Source organism: Vagococcus hydrophili (assembly GCF_011304195.1).
Lineage (GTDB): Bacteria > Bacillota > Bacilli > Lactobacillales > Vagococcaceae > Vagococcus > Vagococcus hydrophili.
Genome location: NZ_CP049887.1, coordinates 537270 through 560097 on the forward strand (window position 1 = coordinate 537270; position 22828 = coordinate 560097).

Consider the following 22828-nt stretch of genomic DNA (forward strand, 5'->3'; position numbering starts at 1 on the left):
CTAAATCCTCCTAATTATTTGTTCTCATCATTATTTATTAATAACTGCCATTTCTTTATTATTTGATCCTTTGAAAATTTTTGGGCAATCTTATAAGATTCTTGAGACATTTTTTGATGAACTTCTGGATGAGCTAACAAATAGCATAACTTTTCTTTCATTTCCGTCATATTATTCTTCTCAACCAAAAAGCCATTTTGTCCGTCCACAATAATTTCACTTGGACCATACCTAATATCATAAGAAATAACAGGAACACCGTGTTCTACTGCTTCTAACATGGCTAAGCAAAAGCCTTCTAAATTACTTGTTAATAGCATCACCCCAGCATCTTCATATTCTGAAGAAATCTCTCTAACATATCCTCTAAAAAAGACATGCTGATTGAGTTGATGTTCATCTACATATTTTTTCAACATTTTTTCTTCTTTAAAACCATCTGATCCATCACCGTATCCGTATAAATGTAACTCAAGTTCGGGAAAAGAAGGAACTAAGGACTGAATCACTTTAATTTGATGAAGCAGTTGTTTCTCTGAATAATATCTTGCCATACAAACAATTTTATAAGGATTCTTAGTCGAAAAGTCTCGTTTAGGTATATCATGACTGTACCCTACTGGAATTGGATAAGCTTTGAGCTTTTCAGGCAGTCTTTCATTCAACTCAAATGCTTGCTGCTTAGTAGAAGCAATAACTCCCGATACTTGATCTAAGTTAGAAAAAATCTTTTGATAAGGAAAAGTAATTTCTGAGCCAACAGGATCTGTGGCATCTCTTAGATGAATACTATGAAAAACTGGATACACTCTTTTTTTAGTTTTCATCATCTTGATACTATCCATTACAAATCGAGTCCTATCAGTAAAAAAACAGGTATCTGGTTGATTAATTTCATCAAAGAAAAATGCTTGCCATTCCTCTTTATTATTAAAATAACGTTCTTCATTTTTATAATTTAATAAATGAATTCGAGAGATTTCTTTTTTATCGTTATAGTAAATTCTAAATTTTTCACTTCCACTTGGATTATAATAACTCTCTAGTTCTACTTTTTGTTTTCCACCTAAAATCTTAACTTGACTTAAAAAACCACGTGTATCAAAAATTTCTCTTCGGATTTTTCTCCTATTTTGATAAGGGGAATCAAAATAGTTAATATAATTAATTTTTTGAAATTCTTTATCATAAAACCTTACGTAACAAATATAATCTTCCATAAAGAATACCTTGATATCTGTGGTATTCTTTACAAACTCTATACGATAATTTTCACCTTTTTGCCATTTTTCATAGTAATTTATTGCTACATGATTTTTGGGACCAATTGATTCTTGGAAATAGTCATAAATTGAAAAAATATTTTCTTCAATCGAAAGTAACTTAGCATTTTCATATAATTCTGGGTTATGACATAGGGTAATAATTTTTGATTCTTGCTGATATTCATTTAACAATTTTATTCGGTTAACTTGGCTATGTTCAATTCCTGGTAATTTCTTACCTAAACCATTCGTTATACAATAAATCATATTGTCATTCCTTTATTCTCTAGATTGTTCCTTTGAATACTGCGTTTCCGATTTGAGCTGATAGTTTATCACCGTTTCCTTTAAAAGCTACCAATACAGTACTCAGCTTGTCTTGACCCTTCTTAAGAGTTGTACCTTGATCTGAATAATCCATGATAACTGCCCCCTGATCTTCATTGACATCAAGAAATTTAAAAATAGACGCATTATAGGTAAACTCTCCCTCAGCAACATACACAATGTAGCTTACTTCCACTAATTGGGACACATCACTAATTTCTTTTTTTGTTGCTACTACACGTTCATCATCTTCAGATAATGCTTTTGCAGATTGAAGACTCACTGAAATTTTACTGTCATTTTTGACTTTCAATTCAATAAAATCACCAAAAGGAACATGGCTTAAATATGCCTGATACTCTTCTTCGTATTCTTTTGTTTTTTGTGCTTTATAATTGTCCTCAAAAGCTTTTTTCTCTTTGTCTTTCACATCATTCATCACTTTTCCGACTGGATCGTCTTCAGCTAAATCCTTTGTTTTTTGTTTTTTATCATGGGTGTATTTCATAGGATTGTAATTTACTGCACGAATAACAATCGGACAAGCTAAAGAAATTAAAGCTAAAATAACAACGGAAATTCTTACAATTTTTTTGCTAATTCCTTTTCCCTTCTTTCTAAAAGTCTTCACATACCATTAGTTTGTTCACAAAATGTTTTTTTAGATAACAAAAACAAAAAAAACGAATGTAAATCAGTTTAAAAAATCATTTAATTATACATATCATAATATAACAGCAGTTAAACTAAAATAACTATCGTCTTTTTTGTCTAAGTCAGAAAAAATTGACATTAAAGAGAAAACGATGAAAAAAAAATACGATTTTTAGAGTTTTACACTCTAAAAATCGTTTTCATCTTATAATAAATCACTATTTTATTGATTCGCTCAATATTTTTCTAATCATTTTTTCATCATACATATTTAATCCGTCGTTTATAACGTAAATTTCTTTAAATTTAAAGGAGCTATCTGTTAGAAAGATATCTGTGATTAACACATCATACATCTCATCCACTTCAGCAATTTTTAAGGTCAATTTAAACTCTTTTGTAAAGACCTTTTCTAAATAATTCAAAATATCTTGTTGAGCTAAATAATTTACTTGAATAGCTAGGCCTACCTTAATCGATTTGACACATTGACTTTCAACAGTCTGAAGTATAAATCGATAATTAGCAAACACATGGTCATAGATAGCTGGTGAAATTGTTAAGTTAAAGAAAGTCAAATGTTCATAAATAACATCATTAACAATTTGACTGATATGATCATCTGCTTGGTTAGACATCATGTAATCCGATTCAAAATAACTAATATAACTATTAAAATGAACTAATCTAAAATGTAGTTGAAACAAATTACATTCAATATGCCAAATTAAAGCTTCTTCCATATTCTCTAGTGGATAATAACGCCCAATTGTCTCTAAGGTATTTTCAGTTAAGTTTATAATATCCTTTAAAAATTCATTTTTTAAAAAATAAACATATTGTTCATCGGATAAAGGCTTTTCATAAATATAAGTCGATATGAAGAAAACAAATAAACAGATAATGTCTGTTTCTGTCTGAATAGCAGAAGTACTACCTAATGGTGTTTCGTTGGTTTTATAAACTGCTTGAAAAAAAGGATCAGGACATAATTTTCGATAAATTTCTTGTTGATCAATTTCTAAGCTGGTTCCCTGTAATTCTCGTCTCTTACTTATTAATAACCATAAATATAAATGATAATAGTTTTTTTCTTCTATAGGGACACCTAGTTCTTTTGAAAGGTTCTCAATCAGCAACACGATTGAATCATCTAGGGTGTGATAATTAATCACATTAATTGGTAACGCGTGGTTATAAAACTCAAATAAAAAATACCGTATTTGTAGTTCATCTCCAACAAATCGAGCATTTTTAATTTGAATATTAAATTCACTAATAATTTTATTTATATCTTTTAAGCGTCTAAATAACGTTGCTTCACTTATTGCTAATTCTTGTGTTAATTGTGTTAAAGAAACTCCATCATGTTTACTCATATACATAATAATTTTGCAATTGATTGAGTCTGTTAGATAATGAATTAATATGTGTTGAAAGTTAAAATAATTTGGAATGTTGATTTCAATTTTTTTATCTTCTAACACTAAATCAATATCTGGATTAATTTCTTTTACTCTTTCATTCATTTCTTTTAAGTATTTATTTAACGATGCGGTTGATACTTTTGACTGTGCACCTAAGTCCTTAACAGATGCGACACCACCTTCATTCAATAATTTTTGAATGACTTTGATTTGTGTCATATCAGGCTTATCTAAAAGGTCTAAAATATTCAACTAATCGCCTCCTTAACTACAATAAAAAAAGACTGATTAACAACACATCCCTCAGTCTTTTTCTATCAATTCTATGCGAGAAAAGGGACTCGAACCCTCACAGAGAATATTCTCTACAAGATCCTTAGTCTTGCGCGTCTGCCAATTCCGCCATTCTCGCCTATTTGTTTTTTATAAAACAAATACATTTAAAACTATAACGATTTATTTAGTTTTTGTCAAATGCTTAAGAGTTCCTCCGCACTGACAACCAAATTTTTCTGTATTAACACGTCGCTTACGTTTAATCAAAGCTCCACATGTTTGACATTGATAACTTTGTAAGCGAATCTCTTTCTTTTCCACAAGGGTTTTAACAAACCGACTACCACCTGTCGCTTTTAAAAGTTGTTTAAAATCCTGATCCTTATGTTGATAGCCTCTATTTTCAAGATGTAAATGATAATGACATAACTCGTGTTTAATCACACCAATCAATTCTTCTTCTCCGTGCTTTTCTAAAACAAGAGGATTAAAATCTAACTGGTGGCTAGATAAATGATACCTGCCACCAGTTGTTTTTAATCGTTTATTGAAGGATGCTTGATGATTAAATGGTTTCTTAAAAAATTGAAGTGAAATTTCTTCAACTAATTTTTGTAATTCTTCATTTGTCATCATTATTTTTTGGCAATTGGGATCATTGATAGAGCGATACGTTGTTTTTTTATATCTACTGAATCAACCCAAACAGTGACCACATCACCCACAGCGACAACATCAGTTGGATGCTTAACAAATTTCGTGCTTAATTTTGAGATATGCACCATACCATCTTGTTTCACACCAATATCAACAAAAGCACCAAAATCCACAACGTTACGAACCGTTCCTTGCATTTCCATTCCAGCTTTTAAATCATCCATGCTTAACACATCTTGTCTTAAAAGTGGCGCCGGCATTTCGTCACGCATGTCTCTTCCTGGTTGTAAGAGTGCTTTTAACACATCTTCTAATGTTTCTTTACCGATTTCAAGAGACTCACTTAAGTTATCCACAGATAGTTTGTTTAACACGTCTGTGGCTTCTTTCGTTCCTAGTTCCGCTAGAGAAATATTAACTTCTTTAAGTAAACTCTTAACCGTTGCATAACTTTCTGGATGAATCCCTGTATTATCTAAAATGTTTTTTCCATCTGGAATTCTTAAAAATCCGACCGCTTGTTCGTAAGCTTTAGGTCCTAAGCGAGGTACTTTTTTTAGCTCAGTTCGACTATTGAAAATACCATTTTCTTCTCTAAATAAGACTACATTTTTAGCAGTTGTTTTGTTTAACCCAGAAACATGTTGTAATAATTGGGCACTGGCTGTATTCACATTAACACCCACTTGGTTCACCGCTGTTTCCACAACAAAGTCCAGTTGTTCTGTTAAACGTTTTTGAGCCACATCATGTTGATATTGACCCACACCAACAGCTTTAGGATCAATCTTCACGAGCTCGGCTAAAGGATCTTGCAAACGTCTGGCGATACTTGCAGCACTACGTTCTTCGACTTGTAAATCTGGGAATTCTTCACGGGCAATGGCACTTGCAGAATAAACAGAAGCCCCTGCTTCATTTACAATCACATAAAAAACTTCACGTTTAATTTGTTTCATTTGTTCTGAAACGAATAATTCAGATTCACGACTAGCTGTTCCGTTACCAATAGCGATCATCTCTACCTTATATTCTTCAATAAAAGAGATTAATTCTTTCGGTGCTTCACTTCTTTTAGCTTGGGAAGCTGGTTTATGTGGATAAATCACCTTCACTGCAAGTAATTTACCAGTAGCATCCACAACCGCTAACTTACAACCTGTTCTATAGGCTGGGTCAAATCCTAAAACAACTTTTCCTTTTAATGGGGATTGTAATAATAGGTTTCTTAAGTTTTCACCAAAAATAGCGATGGCTTGTTCATCTGCTTTGTCCGTTAATTCTCCACGGATTTCACGCTCAATTGCAGGACCAATAAAACGTTTATAACTATCTTCATAAGCCGCTCTTACATAACTAGCTGCAGAACTTGCTTCATTAGTGATAATTTTTTTATCTAAATAATTAAAGATTCGTACTTCGTCAACTGAAAGACCTGCCTTAATGACACCCTCTTTTTCCCCACGGTTAGCTGCTAATACGCGGTGAGAAGCGATTTTTTTAACTGGTTCATTGAAACTATAGTACATCTCATAAACTTCAGTTTCATCTAAACTTTTGTCTTTTTCAGCTGTTTCAAAAATACCATTTTGCCAAACAAATTCTCTTAACCACTCACGATAACTTGGTTCATCACTAATCATTTCAGCAATGATTTCATGAGCTCCTGCTAAAACGTCTTTAACATCCTTCACATCTTTTTCTGGATTAATAAAGGTTTCAGCTTTCGTTTCAACATTTTCGTTCATTGGGAAAGATAATAACCATGTTGCAAAAGGTTCTAAACCACTTTCTTTAGCAATCGTTGCTTTCGTTCTTCTCTTTTGTTTAAAGGGACGATATAAATCTTCCACTTGTTGCATTTTTTTTGACGCTTTAATTTTTTTAGCTAACTCTTCGGTTAATTTACCTTGTTCTTCGATAATACGTAAGACTTCTTCTTTACGTTTAACTAACCCTTGTAAGTAACTGTATCTATCTTCTATTTCACGAATTTGAACCTCATCCAAGCTACCTGTCATTTCTTTACGGTATCTTGCGATAAAAGGCACTGTATTGCCTTCTTCTAAAAGTTTCAAGACAGTTGTTAACTGGGTACTTTTATAACTCTTTAATTCTTTTTCTAGTAATTTAAAAGCTTGTTGTTCTTGCATTTTTTACTGCTTCCCCTCATTAAAAAAATATTTATCAATGTAATACGATACTTTTAAATAATACGTATCTAAATAAGTAGACAACTCACTATAACCTTTTAAAAGATTTAAAGTCGACTTATCCATGGTAACATATTTTTTATTGAAAATTGATTTTTTTACTTCATATTCTAGATCTTCTTGGAAATCTTCCACATCTTCAATGAAAGGTGAGCACCATTCTAAAAAGGCAGTATTTTTATCTGTATCATCCATAATGAAAACTTGATCCCATCTGAAGGTTAAAAATTTGAATGCCATGATGTATTTTTTATATTCAGATGATTTGATTCTCACATCTGTGTAATCATCTGTATCAAATGAACTTAAATACTCTTGGATTCTTTCTTCATCTTTGACTTGATCTTTCTTTCTAATATTGATTAACTCTTCTGTCACCACATCTTCTACATAAGGGTCTGCTTCATAAGTGAAGTATTCATAGTCATAATCGTATTCGTAATCATAATCTTCGTCATCAGTAATGCTCTCTTCTACTGCAGGTTGTTTAGCAGGCTCGACGGGCTTAGTTACTTCTTTAAAGTTAACTTCTGGTGTAGCTATCTCGCTAGTAATACGTGCCTCTAGTTTTTCAATTTGAGTGGTTAACAAATGAATTTCTTGACGATAAGAATAAGCTTCATTATTTAGTTCTGTGTATTTGGTTTCTAGTGTTTCATATTTTTCTTCCCAATCACCCATATGAGCAAATTTTTCTTGCTTGACTTCTAGGGTTTCGATTTTTTCTTTTAGTAAATCATTAGTGACCTGGATATTTTTAACTTGAATATTTTTTTGAAGAAGTTCTTCTTCTAACGATTTATTTTCATTTTCTAATTCTTGCTTACTTACTTCATAGTTTTTAAATTTCTTTTCGAACTGGCTGACTTCTTTAACCTTTGATTCGCTATTCATTTTTTCTTGAGCTAACTTTTTGTTCACTTCTTTTAACTCAATCATTACTTTTTGATATTCATTTTTCTCCAAAGTCATTTGTTTTTCAATTTCTTTCAAATTGTTTTCTAAATAACTATGATCTTCTCGTGCTTTTCCAATAAGATTTTCCTGATTGGTTTGTAATTTTTCTAAAGATTCATTTAAACGATTATTGGTGTTTTCATATTGTTGAACTGCTCGTTGTGCATCTGCTAATTGTGTTTTTAAAACCAGCTTTTCTTTAAAAACTTCTTTAAGTTTTGTTTCAATTAGAGACATTTGTTCCAAGCGACTTGTATCTAATTTATTTTGTTTCAACATCTCATTTAATTTCAAATTCGCTTTATCTAATTGAATGTTCATCTCAGAGTTGATGTTGTCTTTGGTTGTTAAGGCCTGGATTTCTCTAACGTACCCTTTAATCTCTGTATTTAATTGTTCAATTTGATTTTCTTTTTGATACATTAAAGCAGTTGCTTCTTGAATTTTAGTTTCATAAGTTAAGGTTTGTTGGCTACTACTACCTCTTAATTGGTTGTTTTCCTCGGTTAAACGTTGTTCCTTCACTCGAAAAGCTTCTACTTGTTTTTCATATGAAGCTAATTTACCTTGAAGATTATTAATATCCGCTAATAAAGCATTTTCTGTTGAGAGCATTTTAGCATCGATACTTTTTTCCATTTGATTTAAGCTTTGTAAAAAATCTTCTTGTTTTTTAGCTTCTAAGGTCATTTGTTTAATACGATCATCTTGTTCTTTCAAACGATTTTCGTAATTCATTGCAGGTGAGGTACTAGATATATCTTCTTCCATATCAGATAAATAAGAGCCTAAAGCTTGTTCTCCAACTATCTTTTTAGTTACCTTTTCCAAACATTCATTTAAAATATTGGTTGCTGTAAAAATGATATTTCTAATTTCAGTTCCGGATAATTCTTCTGCTACTTTAAAACTAATTAAAAATTTAATCGTTTGATCCTCTTTAACTTGTAAAAAGGCACGATTAATCGGATAAGCTCCTAGTATTCTTTCCCATTCCTTGATCGTGACACGTCCAACAATGGAAAGATAGGTTTCTTCTAACAAGTCATTTTTCCAACTAAGCTCTAACTGATTAAAATTACCTAAATCTTGCTGTTTTGGTACTAGCAGCATACTACGATTATTGTTTTTAATTCTCTCTTTTTTAAAAATTCGATAATTTATATTAAACTGATTCATTTCCATTTTTTATCCCTCTCTTTTATAGCAGTCCTTTTAAAACTTGGGTTCCCATTTTTGGTTATTAAAATATTCAACGTCTTGAACAATTCCCTCTTCACTAAAAATAACCCCGTGAATCGATCCTCCGTAGACACCGCCACCATCAAGTCCTACCTTACGATCAAATAACCATAATTTAGTTTTAGTATCATCTTTATACAAATAACTACTTGGCGTATGTCCAAAAACAAAGGTTTTATCTGTTCTATTCATAGTGTGATGAAATTCTCCTCGGATCCATAAGAAATCTCTATGTGAGGTGTCTTGCCAATTTTTTAATTGTAGATTAACCCCAGCATGAACACAGACATAGTCTTTCCACTCAAAATAATATGGTAGAGTATCTAAAAACCCAATCAATTCTTTGTACCTTGATTGAATCATTAGTGAAATTTCTGTAGGTGAGTATTCTTCTAGCGCGCCTTTGTGTAATAAACTTTCGATGGTTTCCCCACCACCATTTAAAAGATAGTTTGGATATCTATTTTCAGGATCTTTCAAAAAATCTAAAAATATTTGTTCATGATTACCTCGTAAATATATCGCTTGTCTATCCTTAACTAATCGATACCCTAACATTAAGCATTCTTTAGATTTTTTCCCTCGATCTAATAAATCACCTATCAAAACCAATTGATGTAAGCTATCATCCACATGTTCTAAGAGAGATTTAAACAAATCATATTCCCCGTGTATATCACCTATAACAAATAGATATTTTTTCATTTATATCCCTCCTAAATAAAAAGAGGTTGACTGTTAAGTCCCAACCTCTTCATGTTGCATAAACTTACGCTTTCTTAAACTAGTTGATTTTCATTATTAAAAAACTGACTATTTAAGTGTGTGTATGACTAAATCGACAAATTATCCTTGTGAGAAGTTCAATTGAACACCAGGCGCATCTAAAGCAATCTCTGTTAATTCAAAAGCCATACGTTCAATTAAAACAAATAATGGTCTAACAAGTTCGTTCACTTCATCGGATGTTAAATCTTCAATCTTATCAATTTTACGATCAACAACTTGTACAAATTGTGCCACATCTCCTGATAAAATGACTTTTTCCAAAACAATTTTAAATTCAATTCTTAAACCTAAAATAGAATTTGTTTCTGCTTCAATTTCCATTTCATCTTTAATTTCAAAGGGATTTAAGCTGACATTAATTGCTGTTTCCTCTGTGTGATCTTCTGGTAATGCATCATAGTGAAACCCTTGAACAAATTCTTGTTGTCTGATTAATTCCATAAAAAAACGACCTCTTTCAACTTTTTCTAATTTATAATTTTTTAATATTATTTCTCCTCTTCTATTTTACAATAAATTACGCTTAAAAGAAATCTAAAATTACAATCTCCTTTTAATATGCTCATTATGTTATATTTTATATTCATTAGAATCCCTACATTTTTCATAAAAGATACCCTTTAACTTTTCTTAAATAACCTTATTACACAACTGTTACAGCTTATTTCACAGACTTTAGAAAAGTTTTTTTAATTAATAATCTATTTATAATAAATAAAAGTTTTTGTCTATTATCAATAACCATTTCTTAAAATCGTTATTTAAATCCAGGTTTTTCTTATTTATTTGCAAAAAAAAACAAAAAACTGCATAACTAAACTGATAAATAAGTTTAGTTGTGCAGTCAAGACTATTTAATTTAAATAATTTTTATTAATTAATGAATCGGTCTCGCCGTTTTTAAGGGAAATATACTCATTTTAATCATTCCTTTAATCTCGTTTTCATCATATAACCCTAGCTGACGGCTATCCGCCACCTTTTGTCTATTATCTCCCAAAAGAAAATACTTTCTCTCCGGAATATTCTTAGTTCCTTTGTCCAAACCAACAATATGCTCGGTATCAAAATTAGAGGTATACACTTTTTTTGCATTTTTCTTTTCATACTTGAAATTAATAAAATTATTTTTTAGGTAACTCTCTTCGTAATTAGAGTGATTGACCGTTAAAATATCGTCCTTCATTTGAATCGTATCGCCAGGCATTCCAATAACTCTTAACAATTCTTCTTTACCTTCGTGCTCAACTAATACCACATCAAACCGAGAGACGGCTGATCCTTTTTGGTAAAGTAACGTTTCACCTGTTGTAATTTGAGCTTCCATACTTTTAGTTGCTGTTTCATAACGATCGTACTTAAATAAAATAATACCTGATACACTTAAAATAATCACAACTAATCCTATGACAACTAAATGAAAGGGTGTCAATTGTATACGCCATTTCTTTTTGGCTTTTTGTTTCTCATTCATTGCTTTTTTTAGCGCTTGTTTTTCTTCTATTTCTACAAACATTTTTTTTAAATCCTCATCAATTGAGGCCTCTGAGTGTTTCTTTTTTCGTTTCTTTTTTCCCGTATTTTTCTTTTTAGGAAAATGTTTATTAGATAAAACACCCCAAACCGGATTCGTGTTCATATCCATCTCCGGGATTTTCTTTTCCTTCTTATTCAAAATCTAGCTCCTTCTACATAGAGTGTCATTCATTATCTAAGCGTTCTTGTTCGCGGTAAACATTCATTTTCTTACTAAATAGTGTTCCATTAGTTGGTGGAGTGTACGTAATTGCATTCGCACCAGCCTCTATGGTTTCAATGATTGATTCCTCCGTTGGACCACCTGTAGCCATAATTGGAAAATCAGGAAAGTCTTTGCGGATTAATCTCACAATATGAGCGGTATCTTTACCACCACTCACATTTAATATTTTAACTCCTGCTTCAATTTTTTCTCTCACATCTGTAAATTCAGAGGTAATCGTCCCAATAATAGGAATATCAATCATTTGTGAAATATCATAAATGGTTTCTTTTGACGTTGGCGCATTTACAACCACTCCAATCGATCCATTGGCTTCTGCGAACATACTCATATTGACTGATCGATTTCCTTGTGTCAAACCACCACCCACACCAGAAAAAACAGGTACATCTGCTGCTTCAATAATGCATTTCGTAATCGTTGGATGAGGTGTAAAAGGATAAACAGCAATGACTGCATCTGCATCAATATTTCTTATAATAGCAATATCGGTTGAATAACAAATAGATTTAATTCGCTTACCAAAAATTTTAATCCCAGTACACTCACGAATCACATTGGGCACATTGATCGTATCTTTTCTAAGGGGTGTGACTATTTCTGGAATTAATCTTTTTTCTTTTTTCATGATATCTCCTCCTACATAAAAAGCCAGTCACCAAGTAACCGGCTTGTGGCTTTTATTTGTCATATTGATATAATTTATTTTTTTCAATCACACTAATTATTTTTGATGCATAGTTTGGATCAGTGGCGTAACCTGCACTTTGAAGGGCATTAGCTGCCGTTGTGTAATCAGAGGCTAATAAAACCCCTTGATACAAATAAGGATCCCAATCAACGCCATTTACAAATAACAACGTATGATCTCTCATACAATCTCCCCAACTCGCATACACTTTAAAATTAGCATTAATTTCAATCCATTTACCATCTTTAAATTCTTTTGTCTTTAGTTTAACAGAATCGTCATGAGGACTAAATGATTTTATTCCAAATAAATTGTTATATTTAGCGCTCAGTTCACTACGTCCCCAATCAGATTCTAAAATGGCTTGACCTAATATAATACTCGGTAAGATACCATATGCTTGATGGAGTTCTTTTGCGACAGGGACTAATTGATTAATAAATTCTTCATTTGCTAAATTAGGGTCTTCTATAGGAGCGGTTACTTCATTATTTGGGCCAGTCAGTCCTTTTAAGCTTAACATGAAAACAAATATGCCAATACCTATAATAATCATACTTAAAAAAATGGGGATTTTATTCAAGCCTACGGGGGCGTAATTTTTTCTTTTTCTTTTTGCCATTATTTACCTACTTTTTTTAGTTGTTCGATATACTCTTCTAAAACAAGTTGATGCTTTGTCATGTACTCAGCATTTTCTTTGCCAACATACCGAATATGCCAGGGTTCATAATTAATTCCTGTGGTTTTTTCTTTGCCTTTTTCATAGCGAATCACAAAACCATAATTTTTAACATTTTGGGCTAACCATTTACCGGCATCTGTTTCACCAAAAGCCTCTTCTAAGGTGTTACCATCTTCGTACCATTTTGTATCAAGTACGTCTAGTGCTAAACCTGTATGGTGTTCACTTAAACCTGGAACGGTTAAATATTTCATGGCTAATTCTTTAGCTTCTTCTTCTGAGTGACCTTGATCCAGATAATTTTGTGTATCTCTTGCTACAATTTCTTCCTGTTCAGCAACAGATCTGTAAGATGAAATTATCGTTAACTCAAAGCCAGCTTTTTTGGCTGCCTCAGAAAGAGCCAAGTAGTCATCATAGATTCGGCTATCCACTTTATGACCATCTGGTAATTCTTTTAAATTGGTTGGTTCCTCTTCTATTTTATGTTCATTGTTAACTAAAATCAGATTCCAATCAGCTAATTTTCCAGGTAGAGGCTGCGTTGTTTGCTTGGTCTCTTCTTTAACAATAACGTGTGTCGATTCAGTTGTTTCTTTACTTGATTGATCATTTTTTTGGGTATGAAAAATGATTGCTAAGCAGATAAATAAACAGGTAATTCCGATAAATATTTTTTTTGCCATAAATCTCTACATTTCCCCTTACTCTTTTACTTCATCTACACTTTGGTTATAGGTATCGATTAAATTTTCGTCTACCCATTCTATTAAATCAATTTGAGCTTCAGCAATTTGCTGTTGAATCACTCCTGGCATACAAAACTCTAAAATGTCATCGTATCCCCATTCACCGTAACTCATCATAATACGTAAATTCACCATATTTTTTTTTGGATAGACTGTTTCTTTTTTATCTGAAACACTCTGCTGGGTAACCATTTCAACTTTTGTCATGCCTGTTTTAATCCACTCTTTAGCGATAATTGATTTAAGTCGTTTATACTCAGAAACCACATAGTTTCGTTTCTCTGGGAAGAGAATTGTTTGTCTAGCAATTTTTTGAATTAACATCCACTCGTAATCAGAGAATAAACTCTTTAACTTTTGCATTTTTTCATTAGATAGTGGGTGTTGTCCTTTTTTCCATTGTTGCCATTCTTCAAAAGAGATAGCTAAGAAATGTTCACAAAATAATTTTTCACTAACAAATTGATCTTTGATTCGGTCTAACATAATATTAACAATTGCTTGATGCATTCTTTCCACACACCTTCCACATCTGTATTTTCCGTTAAAACTCTTTCTATCATTTTACCCTTTCCATCATAAAAAAGCATCTTTTATGCAAATTTAAAAGAAATTTTAATAACTATTTTCCTCGATTAAAATTGACCTTGATATCAATAAAAGTTTGTGTTTCTGTTAAAAATTGATACAATCTTGCTCTATTTTCAAACTCTTTACGGCTTAGAGGCAGTTCTTTCGTTTCATAATGAGCCATTGTTAAAGATACTTTTTCTCTTAAAAGAATCCCGTCATTATCTTCAGCATAATTTTCCTGAATAAAATCAAGAAGCTCTTTTATTTTTTCTGATACTTCTGATTCGACTTCAATATTTTTAATCAAATCAATCATATCTTCTAACACTTTAAGTTGCATTCGTCTCATTTGAAAATAACTAATTTCATAAATATCTTTATTTAATAATTGATTATCTAAATGACTTTTTGCATATTGCTCTCCTTGTTTGATGCTTTTAGCAATTCCTTCAACAATCAAGTCACAATCTAAAATAGCCCGTCTGTCATTTAACGTTTCTGACATTTTTTTAAGTAAAAACTTAATTGATTCGTCTACTCTAGCTTTGTTGGTTTTGATTTCCTTTTCAACATTTGGCATGTATAGATTAGCCACTAAAGCTAAGCCTACACCCACCAATAACAGCATGATTGCATTCAGTACCAAGTCACCTGACATACTCTTTTCATTTAAAAAATGAGTCATTAAGACAGAATTTACTGGGATTGCCTCTGACATTTTAAATCTTGCGGCGATGGGGATATAAATTAATAAATATAAACCAAATGCAATTGGCGTATATCCTAATAGATGATAGCTTAAAAAAGCAATCAAGATGGCAACAAATAGGGCGATAATTCGGCCAATTCCTACTTTGAATGAGGAGGTTTTCGTATTGGTTACACTTAGTATAGCGATAATCCCCGCTGTGGAAGGGTATTTTAACCCAATGTAATTAGCTAACATAATAGCTAATGTTGCTGCGATGACTGTTTTTATGGTTCTTAAACCAATTCTCATTGCCTCACTCCTCGTAATATCGTTAAAAAAACTAAATACTTTTACTTCAAATACTAGCAGAATTTTCCGCTTTCGTATATCATAGAATATACAGGGGGAATTTAGAATGAAACGTAAATGGCTAGCCATTTCATTTTTACTCAGCACTTTATTTTTTATCGCATCATGCGGTATCACACAAGAGCTAGATGAATCTTTAGCAGTATCGAAAGAATTAAATGTTGTCATTGGACAACAAGAAGCAATCCTTAAAGACCTACTTAAAACCGTTGAAAAAATTGAACCTTCTTTTGAAAAAGACATAGACGCTAAACCTAAAACAGGTCTCTTCAAAGAACAAGAAGGCGATCTTTATAAAAATTTCAATAAACGAAAAGACTTGTTGGACGAATTAGTAGCTGGTCAAAAAGAACTTAAAAAATACCAAAAAGAAATCAAACGAATTAGTAGTAAAGAAGCCATTGATGTAGATAATGATAAACTTAAATTAATTAGTAGTAGTTTAAAAATTATCGAAAACAACTATGATTCTTTAATTCTCTATATGGAGACTGGTTTTGAACAAGAAGAACTTTTATATGAAAACCTACCTGTTGATAATCTATCTGAACAAGGCTCCATTATTAACCGGACATATGGTTCTGTTACAATGGTTGCAGAAGAGTCGATTAGCAATATGGAATATACTTTAAACTTAAGTAAAAATTTCCAAAAACAAGCATCAACTACTAAAAAATAGGAAAAGAGGCTAGCTCACAAATTATGAGCTAGCCTCCTTTTTTTAAGAATTAATTTTCAGGCGTATCATTTACATTAATAACATTTTTAGATCCTTTAGAGGCAAAACTCTCTAATAAATCTTTCACATCAAGACCTGTTGTTTCTTTCAAAGTTTCTTGAGAAGAAGCTAAAAGATTGGTTGCATAATTTGTAATACGATTAGCTCCACTATCTTTCCCACCTTGACCTGTATCCACAACTGAAATTTTTTCGATATTGCCAAGTGGTTGAGATGCTTCTTTAACAAGTTCTGGTAACATTTCAAGTACCATACTTAAAACAGCAGCTTCACCGTATTGTTTGAAGGCTTCGGCGATTTTTTCTTTTGCTTGGGCTTCTGCTTGACCTTGAGCTAAAATAGCATCTGCTCGCGCTTGTCCATCCATGCGTACTTGTGAGGCGTTCGCTTCTGCCATTGATTCGATTCTGAATTTTTCAGCTTCGGCTTCAGCTACTTCACGGGCTTTTGAAGCCAACGCTTCTTGTTCTCTAGCATAACGATCCGCATCCGCTTTTTTCTTCACTTCTGAATCGTATTGTTTCTCACGACGAATAATTTCTTTTTCTTCTAATTCAATTTGTTTTTGACGCTCAATAACTTTAACTTCCATCTCTTGAGCCACTACTTGTTGTTGAGCAACGGCACTTTCTAAATTATAAGCTTGATCGGCTTTGGCTTTAGCAATATCTTGTTCTTGCTTATAAGCTGCTAATTTTAATTCTTTTTCTTTTGCCGCTTCAGCTATTTCTGTTTGACGACCAAGTTCAGCTTGTTGAGATTCTTTTTCAGCTTGCGCTTTTTTTATACGTGTTTCTTTTAGAGCTTCGGCTTCAGCAATCTCAGCATCACGTTTAACTTGAGCGATACGTGGCTTACCTAGTGAGTCTAAGTAACCATTTTTATCTCGAACATCTTTAATCGTAAATGATACAATAATCAGACCCATTTTAGCTAAGTCCACACTGGCTACTTCTTGGACACTTTGACTAAATTTATCACGATTTTGATAAATTTCTTCTACCGTCATTGATCCTAAGATTGAACGTAAGTGACCTTCTAGTACTTCACGGGCTTCATTTTCTAATTCCTCACGTGTTTTTCCTAAGAATTGTTCTGCCGCAGTGGCTATTTCTTCAACAGAAGAACCAATTTTGATGATTGATGTTCCATCAGCCATAACCGGTACACCTTGTTCTGTATATACTTCTGGCGTTGACACATCTAATTTACTTGAAAGTAGACTTAGTCGATTTGATCGTTGGAACACAGGTAAAACAAAAGCTCCGCCCCCACGAACAATCTTCAATTTATTGCCACCTTGATCTTGATGAACATTTTTAGTACCTAGATAACTACCACTAATAATCAACGCTTCATCTGGTTTAGCTGTTTGATATTTTGAAACAAACACAACTAATAACATTAATAAAATAATCCCAACTAAGACGATTGGTAAAAATAAAATTCCCATAACTTAACCTTCTCCTTTATTAAATGAAATTTTCTTTATAGGGTACAACATAACAAACACGGTCTTTAATTTCGATAACCAAGACATCAGAACCTGCTTTAACTTCTACTTCTTGTGGTTCATAGTAACTTGCCGGTCTGGTAATAATACCTGTAACACTCGATATTTTAATCTCACCCATTCCTTTTAGTGGAATCGGCGTAATCACCGTTGCTTTTCGACCTTCTAAGTCTTTCTCTGTCACAGCGATACTTGCTTCTGAGTTTTTTAAGGGCACTAAGATGTAGAAATTCATCAAGAAAACAATGATCATAGCTAGACCACCACTAAGTAGAAAAACAATGATACTTGTCACATCAGTAAACTTCTCCCCAATAATCCCAAATAACGAGGTAAACGCCAGCCAAGGAACAATTAGCATCGGATCAATCGGTCCATCAAAATCAAAAATATCACCAAAAATAAACAGCAGTATAGAAACAACAGTACAGCCAATTAAAACATATAAATAAATTGTATCTAATGGGTAACCAGCTACCAATTTTTCCTCACTCCTCTCTTAATTACCTTAACACTATTTTACCAATATTACAGATAAAAGCCTAGTAAATTCGTAAAAAACGGATGAAAGGATTAACAAAAAGCAAAAATAACACAAAAATGTTTTTTATGACTTTTTTTGTTATTACTTTATCGTTCTTAAAGGAGACAGCATAAGAGAACTCTTTCCAATAATTTTGTCTTTTGACACCAAACCATATTGCCTACTATCAGTAGCATTCGGACGATTATCTCCTAAAACTAAATAATAATTTCTAGGTATTTCATTCATTTGAAACCCATTTTCACCTTGCTTAGATCGTGTATAAACCTCACTTTTTTTTCCATACTCATTGATCTGATCAATAATAAATTTTTCATCTACCAACTCATCATTAATCGTCAAATAATCATCTTCGTACTTGACTCTTTCTTTCGGTAAACCAATGACTCTTCGAAACTCAATTTTCGAACCATTTTTGAAAGCAATTATATCGAACCGATTAATTTTCGTTTTCCCACGCCGAACAATCATCTTATTTTCTTTTTTTAATAGAGGATACATCGAATTATCATCTACTTTATGAATAGAAAAGAAAATTCGACCAACTAGTAAAAAAAGGAATAAACTTATGCTAATTCCTAATAAAATATCGAAAACTAAATTTGTTAGCTTTCGATATTTCTTCCTCATTCTTTGATTTCGACTTGATTTTTTTCTTATCTTTTTTTTCAAAAATATCATCCTAAAAGTTTTATTCTTTGGCTTTTAATGCCCCATCATCAACTTTATAGTATTTAAAAATCTCTTTTTGATACCCTTGTGCCTTCTTGATATCTTTTAAAAATTCTTCTACTAATTCTTTATTTTCAAAAAAATCTTGAGATTGACCCGTTGCATTAACACCGAGCTCTTTTACAATATTATAATAGCGATTTAATTTAATTTGGCCTGCTTCTTTATTCAAATTACTAGCTTTTAAACCACTATAGCTAGCCATGGCACCTCCTAAATTTTGAATGTTTTGAGATGATTTTTTTAAATCCATCCCATCTTTATTAATATTTTTCAGCTGTTTTTCAAAATCGGATAATAAGTAGTAACCATTTGTGACTAATTCTTTATCTTTTTCACTTAAATTAATCGCTTGATAATAAGATATGAAATAGGCGCCTCCACCTGTACCGATACCTAAAAGTAAAAAAGCTAAACAAGTAACTAGCGCTTTTTTACTTCCTTTTATGAGTCTCTCCAATTCCTTTTTTTGCTTTCTTCGTTGAGATTTGCTTCTTAATTTTTCAGATTTAATTTTCTTTACTTGCTGCTTCTTAATAACAAATAGCGTAAGAAAAGTTAATGCGAGTAATAATAACAATAAACTACTAACGAAAGTGCCAAAAAAAATCATTTGTAAATCTTTCATAGGGACCCTCCAAATTTATCTTTTACTTTCTTCTTTTGCTACCCTTTTTCTTGGCTTTTTTTTGTTTGTTTTTTCTTGAAATTGTCATGATCATCACAACAATAAGAACGACAGCAAAAAAGCCAACGACAATAAGTCCAATGAATAGCCAGTTAATCCCTTTATTTTGCTCTAAACCAACATCTCGCTCGTTAAACTTATCAGCCTCATCTTTACTGATTTTAAAATCTTTTGTCCATTTTTCTTTAATCCCGTTATCTGCTGTTACCAAGATAGTCGCTGTATAATCACCTGGTTCCATTTTTTCTCCGTTCATCCCTACTGGAAATGAAATAAACGAATTAGGCGCCATTCTCATTTTTGCTTGTTTTCTTTCATAAATTACCGCATCTGAGCCTTTCTTGGTAATTTGAACTTCAGTGGTCATATTATCAACATATGCTGCTTCTATATTTGAGTAGTTAACATAAACCATATTTTTATAATTAGATTGGCCTGCTTTAACTGAATTAAGTTTCAATTTTGGGGTTACTTTTTCATCACTTTCTTGCAAGACCATTCCAACAACATAGGCGTATTCATTTAATACCATCGAACCACCTTTATTTTCAACTTTATTTTGTCCTTCTTGAATCATTTGGACTCCGCCTGTCACAACTCCATTAAAACTCGTTTTAGGCATCTTAATTTTTATTTCTAATGTTTTTGTCTCACCTGGATTCAGTTCTACTTTTTTAGGTGCCGAAACAATGTCAGTGAAATCAAATTTCACTGACGTATCATTTTTTATACTCGTATCTCCGTATTCAATTACACCGTTAGCATTTGTTTTTGTCCCATTTAAGGAAATGCCGACAGCGGTTTTTTTAGTTCCTGGATTAGTCATTTCAATCTGAACAATTTGTTCTTGATCAGGTTTCATTTTTAAATGATAATAACCAATATTTTCTTCCATTTGATTGTCTGGAAAAATGACTTTGTACTTAAAAGAATTCTCGTTGTGTGTTTCATCAGCTTGAACTTGATTGAAACCTACTACTGAGCACAACCAAAGAATCATTACTAGTATTATTCTTATTTTCTTATTATTAGTTTTCATGTTATACCTCTTTATTTTTTTACTTCCGTTTTAATCACTCTACCAACGCTTACAAATGTTTAGGAAAATTGACTATAACTCCTTATCTTGCAGCCAACCATATTTCAAAAGTAACTTCTACGAAAATAAGGCGAAAACCACAAAAATTCAATGAAATTTTTGTGATTAACGTCTTATTTCGTGAAGTTAAACATCTCGTTACAACTTCAATATAGTTATCTTTCAAAAAGTAGATTCTTTAAACTGGATGAAAAAAAGGACTAGCTTTTTGATTTTAACTTCAATTCTATATTTCTTACGGTGCAGTTACTAATGACCAAGTTACTTTAGACTCATACGTTCCTTTAGCCATGTTAGAAGCTGTTTTATTAGGGATTGTTAATTGAACAGCTTTGTCTGCTGTATCAGGTGTTCCTGTACCAATAACGCCTGTTGGTGCTTGATAATCTTTACTTTGTCCAAATTCTAACGTATAACGACCTTTACCTTCTTTTTTAGCTGCGTCTGCTTTGAAGACTTCCACTGAATTAAATGTTTTATCATCTTCACCTGCACCTAATACAATATCACCAGATTTTACAAAAGAACCAGGTGTGTTGGTATTATCTGTTTCTGGTTTTGCAATTCCGTTGTTATAAGTAATTGTTGAACCACTTAATACGTTAGAACCTGAAGTAAATTGTTGACTCATTTTAGCTTGTAATACGTAACCATAAACATCTGAACGAACATCTGCAAATTGAATTAATGCACCACGGTCACCCGCCTCAGTCTTGATTGGAGCTGCATTAGTTTTAATTTCTCCAGCTTTTGGCGCGATTTTTCCAAAATTAAGTTTTGAAACAAGCTCTACTTTAAGTGGTCCTTTGTTTGGGTTTGGATCTACTGTTTCTGGATCAGTTGGTTTTGTTGGGTCTTCTTTTTCCGGATCTGGAATTTTACCATCTGTATCTGGTCCACCTGTATCGCCATCACCATCGACAATAACTGTACCTGTTGACTCTAATTCTTTTGCATCGGCTGCTGAAGCGATTGTTCCACCGATTGTTGATGCTGCTAAAATAGCTAATAGTACTGATGCACTTTTTGTTGTAAATTTCATTATTATTTCCTCCTAAGAATATTCTTTATTTTTTTAAAATCTCTTTAACAGAGTTTTTTAAACATAGTTACGGGGCTTCTGATAAAATCCAAGTCATTTTTGTTTGATATTCTTTTGCCACAATTTTTGTTGCATCTGGAACTTTCAAACTAACGGCTTGATTGACACTTTTTCCTGATTTTTGATTATTTTCAATTGTCACTGGTTGATTTTTGTCATTCTCCTTTGACGCACCAAATGCAATAGTCCAAACGCCGGCTCCTGAAGTTTCATCTGCACGAGCGACTTCATATACTTGACCAATATTATTAATAGCTAAGGTATCTCTCGTAACAGAAGGTGAGTTATTTGAACTAGATGAGTTAGCCCAGCCTTTATCTAATGATAGAACCGCTCCTGTTAACTCATCATAAGTATCCGTTTTAAATTGTGTTTCTTGTTTCACTTGTAGGGACCAACCAGTTCTTTTTTCTCGAAAATCACTGACTTGGATAAACGTTCCACGCAACTTACCTTCTGTTCCAACTTTATTAGCTAACGTTGGATAGACTCTATTGGTTTCTGTGACTTTTACCTTGCCAAAGTCTAATGAAGAAACATAATCGATTCTTAATGAGCCCGAAGTTGAAGGACTTGGTCCTGGTTCAATCACCTCTTCTGGCTTTTCTGGATCAACAATCTCTGTTTTTCCTGAATCGTCAACCGTGACATTTCCTTTTTGATCCAAAGTAGCTGATTCACCAAAAGCACTGGTTACTGACATGATTGAGAGAATAATGAGTGTTCCTGCGAAACTCATTTTTAAATATCTTTCTTTCATTCTTTCGCACCAACTTTCTTTTTAAAGAAAATTCCTACTAGAAGAAGGAAAAAGATTCCTACTAATGTATTGCTGTCACTTCTTTTTTCTCCAGTTTTAGGTAACACACGTTCTAAATTTTTGAAACTTGTCTTTTCTATTTTCTTTGAATCAACATTCTTTTTTTCTTCCAATTCGAACGTAATTTTCCCTGGAACCGAAACCTGACCACCTTCAGCACCTGTTGCTTCAGTTTGTTTGTTTGGAAAACTAGTCAAGCAAAGAAAAGCTAACATACTAAGTAGTAGGTATTTAATTTTTTTATTCACTCTGATAACCTCCCAG

General features: G+C 32.3%; 23 protein-coding genes and 1 tRNA gene. 1 reads left to right on the forward strand and 23 read right to left on the reverse strand.

Translation table 11 applies throughout. The features are described 5' to 3' along the window. Window positions 1-14: 14 nt before the first annotated feature. The 15 genes from G7082_RS02510 to G7082_RS02580 all read right to left on the reverse strand — a co-directional run bounded on the left by G7082_RS02510 (window position 15) and on the right by G7082_RS02580 (window position 15267). Window positions 15-1532, reverse strand: a complete 1518-nt coding sequence (locus G7082_RS02510; RefSeq protein WP_166033603.1) for a glycosyltransferase — start codon at window positions 1530-1532, stop codon at window positions 15-17. A 19-nt stretch (window positions 1533-1551) separates the two neighbouring features. Beyond that, complete coding sequence (locus G7082_RS02515) at window positions 1552-2223, reverse strand: hypothetical protein (RefSeq protein ID WP_166033605.1); 672 nt, start codon at window positions 2221-2223, stop codon at window positions 1552-1554. Window positions 2224-2464: 241 nt separating this feature from the next. After that, window positions 2465-3925 carry an AcpB/EbpR/MafR family transcriptional regulator gene (locus G7082_RS02520; protein ID WP_166033607.1) on the reverse strand — a complete coding sequence of 487 codons (1461 nt, stop codon included), beginning with the start codon at window positions 3923-3925 and terminating at the stop codon, window positions 2465-2467. 74 nt (window positions 3926-3999) lie between these two features. Further along, window positions 4000-4085 (reverse strand) — tRNA-Leu (locus tag G7082_RS02525). A gap of 44 nt (window positions 4086-4129) precedes the next feature. After that, a complete protein-coding gene (locus tag G7082_RS02530) occupies window positions 4130-4582 on the reverse strand; it encodes a SprT family protein (RefSeq protein WP_166035998.1) in 453 nt (150 codons plus the stop codon). 2 nt (window positions 4583-4584) lie between these two features. Then, window positions 4585-6759, reverse strand: a complete 2175-nt coding sequence (locus tag G7082_RS02535) for a Tex family protein (protein ID WP_166033609.1) — start codon at window positions 6757-6759, stop codon at window positions 4585-4587. A gap of 3 nt (window positions 6760-6762) precedes the next feature. Further along, window positions 6763-8961 carry a coiled-coil domain-containing protein gene (locus G7082_RS02540; RefSeq protein WP_166033611.1) on the reverse strand — a complete coding sequence of 733 codons (2199 nt, stop codon included), beginning with the start codon at window positions 8959-8961 and terminating at the stop codon, window positions 6763-6765. 30 nt (window positions 8962-8991) lie between these two features. Beyond that, window positions 8992-9723: a metallophosphoesterase gene (locus tag G7082_RS02545; RefSeq protein WP_166033613.1), complete on the reverse strand. Its 732-nt coding sequence runs from the start codon at window positions 9721-9723 to the stop codon at window positions 8992-8994. A 141-nt stretch (window positions 9724-9864) separates the two neighbouring features. Next, a complete protein-coding gene (locus G7082_RS02550; RefSeq protein ID WP_166033615.1) occupies window positions 9865-10248 on the reverse strand; it encodes a DUF1149 family protein in 384 nt (127 codons plus the stop codon). A 436-nt stretch (window positions 10249-10684) separates the two neighbouring features. After that, a complete protein-coding gene (gene lepB, locus G7082_RS02555; RefSeq protein WP_166033617.1) occupies window positions 10685-11482 on the reverse strand; it encodes a signal peptidase I in 798 nt (265 codons plus the stop codon). A 25-nt stretch (window positions 11483-11507) separates the two neighbouring features. Further along, window positions 11508-12197 carry a beta/alpha barrel domain-containing protein gene (locus G7082_RS02560; protein ID WP_166033619.1) on the reverse strand — a complete coding sequence of 230 codons (690 nt, stop codon included), beginning with the start codon at window positions 12195-12197 and terminating at the stop codon, window positions 11508-11510. A 52-nt stretch (window positions 12198-12249) separates the two neighbouring features. Then, entirely contained in the window at window positions 12250-12882 is a 633-nt protein-coding gene (locus tag G7082_RS02565) for a glycoside hydrolase family 73 protein (protein WP_238842682.1), read from the reverse strand. Beyond that, the gene (locus G7082_RS02570; RefSeq protein WP_166033621.1) at window positions 12882-13631 is read right to left on the reverse strand and encodes a M15 family metallopeptidase; all 750 of its coding nucleotides are present in this window, start codon (window positions 13629-13631) and stop codon (window positions 12882-12884) included. Before G7082_RS02570 ends, G7082_RS02565 begins: the two co-directional genes overlap by 1 nt. An 18-nt stretch (window positions 13632-13649) precedes the next feature. Continuing rightward, window positions 13650-14204 (reverse strand): hypothetical protein, encoded by a 555-nt coding sequence (locus G7082_RS02575; protein ID WP_166033623.1) that lies wholly within the window; start codon window positions 14202-14204, stop codon window positions 13650-13652. Window positions 14205-14316: 112 nt separating this feature from the next. After that, a complete protein-coding gene (locus tag G7082_RS02580; protein ID WP_166033625.1) occupies window positions 14317-15267 on the reverse strand; it encodes an aromatic acid exporter family protein in 951 nt (316 codons plus the stop codon). Between the two features lie 106 nt (window positions 15268-15373). On the opposite strand from G7082_RS02580, the gene G7082_RS02585 reads away from it, so the two are divergent. Next, complete coding sequence (locus tag G7082_RS02585; protein WP_166033627.1) at window positions 15374-16006, forward strand: hypothetical protein; 633 nt, start codon at window positions 15374-15376, stop codon at window positions 16004-16006. Between the two features lie 49 nt (window positions 16007-16055). On the opposite strand, the gene G7082_RS02590 is transcribed toward G7082_RS02585, so the two are convergent. The 8 genes from G7082_RS02590 to G7082_RS02625 all read right to left on the reverse strand — a co-directional run bounded on the left by G7082_RS02590 (window position 16056) and on the right by G7082_RS02625 (window position 22812). Beyond that, window positions 16056-17519: a flotillin family protein gene (locus G7082_RS02590; RefSeq protein WP_166033628.1), complete on the reverse strand. Its 1464-nt coding sequence runs from the start codon at window positions 17517-17519 to the stop codon at window positions 16056-16058. Between the two features lie 19 nt (window positions 17520-17538). Further along, window positions 17539-18060 carry an NfeD family membrane protein gene (locus G7082_RS02595; protein ID WP_166033630.1) on the reverse strand — a complete coding sequence of 174 codons (522 nt, stop codon included), beginning with the start codon at window positions 18058-18060 and terminating at the stop codon, window positions 17539-17541. Between the two features lie 144 nt (window positions 18061-18204). After that, window positions 18205-18795, reverse strand: coding sequence for a signal peptidase I (gene lepB / locus G7082_RS02600; RefSeq protein WP_166033632.1), 591 nt, complete (start codon window positions 18793-18795; stop codon window positions 18205-18207). A gap of 19 nt (window positions 18796-18814) precedes the next feature. Further along, window positions 18815-19483 carry a hypothetical protein gene (locus G7082_RS02605; RefSeq protein ID WP_166033634.1) on the reverse strand — a complete coding sequence of 223 codons (669 nt, stop codon included), beginning with the start codon at window positions 19481-19483 and terminating at the stop codon, window positions 18815-18817. A 22-nt stretch (window positions 19484-19505) separates the two neighbouring features. Further along, the gene (locus G7082_RS02610; RefSeq protein WP_166033636.1) at window positions 19506-20582 is read right to left on the reverse strand and encodes a WxLIP family cell surface protein; all 1077 of its coding nucleotides are present in this window, start codon (window positions 20580-20582) and stop codon (window positions 19506-19508) included. A 295-nt stretch (window positions 20583-20877) separates the two neighbouring features. Next, window positions 20878-21684 carry a WxL domain-containing protein gene (locus G7082_RS02615; RefSeq protein ID WP_166033637.1) on the reverse strand — a complete coding sequence of 269 codons (807 nt, stop codon included), beginning with the start codon at window positions 21682-21684 and terminating at the stop codon, window positions 20878-20880. Window positions 21685-21751: 67 nt separating this feature from the next. Beyond that, a complete protein-coding gene (locus tag G7082_RS02620; protein ID WP_238842683.1) occupies window positions 21752-22504 on the reverse strand; it encodes a WxL domain-containing protein in 753 nt (250 codons plus the stop codon). Continuing rightward, entirely contained in the window at window positions 22501-22812 is a 312-nt protein-coding gene (locus tag G7082_RS02625) for an LPXTG cell wall anchor domain-containing protein (RefSeq protein ID WP_166033639.1), read from the reverse strand. Before G7082_RS02625 ends, G7082_RS02620 begins: the two co-directional genes overlap by 4 nt. Window positions 22813-22828 lie beyond the last annotated feature (16 nt).

Excerpts from the sequence above, each read along its gene's own strand:
- G7082_RS02510 (WP_166033603.1), bottom strand. The coding sequence starts at position 1,532 with ATGATTTATTGTATAACGAATGGTTTAGGTAAGAAATTACCAGGAATT.
- G7082_RS02530 (WP_166035998.1), bottom strand. The coding sequence starts at position 4,582 with ATGACAAATGAAGAATTACAAAAATTAGTTGAAGAAATTTCACTTCAA.
- G7082_RS02535 (WP_166033609.1), bottom strand. The coding sequence starts at position 6,759 with ATGCAAGAACAACAAGCTTTTAAATTACTAGAAAAAGAATTAAAGAGT.
- G7082_RS02540 (WP_166033611.1), bottom strand. The coding sequence starts at position 8,961 with ATGGAAATGAATCAGTTTAATATAAATTATCGAATTTTTAAAAAAGAG.
- G7082_RS02545 (WP_166033613.1), bottom strand. The coding sequence starts at position 9,723 with ATGAAAAAATATCTATTTGTTATAGGTGATATACACGGGGAATATGAT.
- G7082_RS02550 (WP_166033615.1), bottom strand. The coding sequence starts at position 10,248 with ATGGAATTAATCAGACAACAAGAATTTGTTCAAGGGTTTCACTATGAT.
- G7082_RS02560 (WP_166033619.1), bottom strand. The coding sequence starts at position 12,197 with ATGAAAAAAGAAAAAAGATTAATTCCAGAAATAGTCACACCCCTTAGA.
- G7082_RS02565 (WP_238842682.1), bottom strand. The coding sequence starts at position 12,882 with ATGGCAAAAAGAAAAAGAAAAAATTACGCCCCCGTAGGCTTGAATAAA.
- G7082_RS02570 (WP_166033621.1), bottom strand. The coding sequence starts at position 13,631 with ATGGCAAAAAAAATATTTATCGGAATTACCTGTTTATTTATCTGCTTA.
- G7082_RS02575 (WP_166033623.1), bottom strand. The coding sequence starts at position 14,204 with ATGCATCAAGCAATTGTTAATATTATGTTAGACCGAATCAAAGATCAA.
- G7082_RS02580 (WP_166033625.1), bottom strand. The coding sequence starts at position 15,267 with ATGAGAATTGGTTTAAGAACCATAAAAACAGTCATCGCAGCAACATTA.
- G7082_RS02585 (WP_166033627.1), top strand. The coding sequence starts at position 15,374 with ATGAAACGTAAATGGCTAGCCATTTCATTTTTACTCAGCACTTTATTT.
- G7082_RS02590 (WP_166033628.1), bottom strand. The coding sequence starts at position 17,519 with ATGGGAATTTTATTTTTACCAATCGTCTTAGTTGGGATTATTTTATTA.
- G7082_RS02605 (WP_166033634.1), bottom strand. The coding sequence starts at position 19,483 with ATGAAAGATTTACAAATGATTTTTTTTGGCACTTTCGTTAGTAGTTTA.
- G7082_RS02610 (WP_166033636.1), bottom strand. The coding sequence starts at position 20,582 with ATGAAAACTAATAATAAGAAAATAAGAATAATACTAGTAATGATTCTT.
- G7082_RS02615 (WP_166033637.1), bottom strand. The coding sequence starts at position 21,684 with ATGAAATTTACAACAAAAAGTGCATCAGTACTATTAGCTATTTTAGCA.
- G7082_RS02620 (WP_238842683.1), bottom strand. The coding sequence starts at position 22,504 with ATGAAAGAAAGATATTTAAAAATGAGTTTCGCAGGAACACTCATTATT.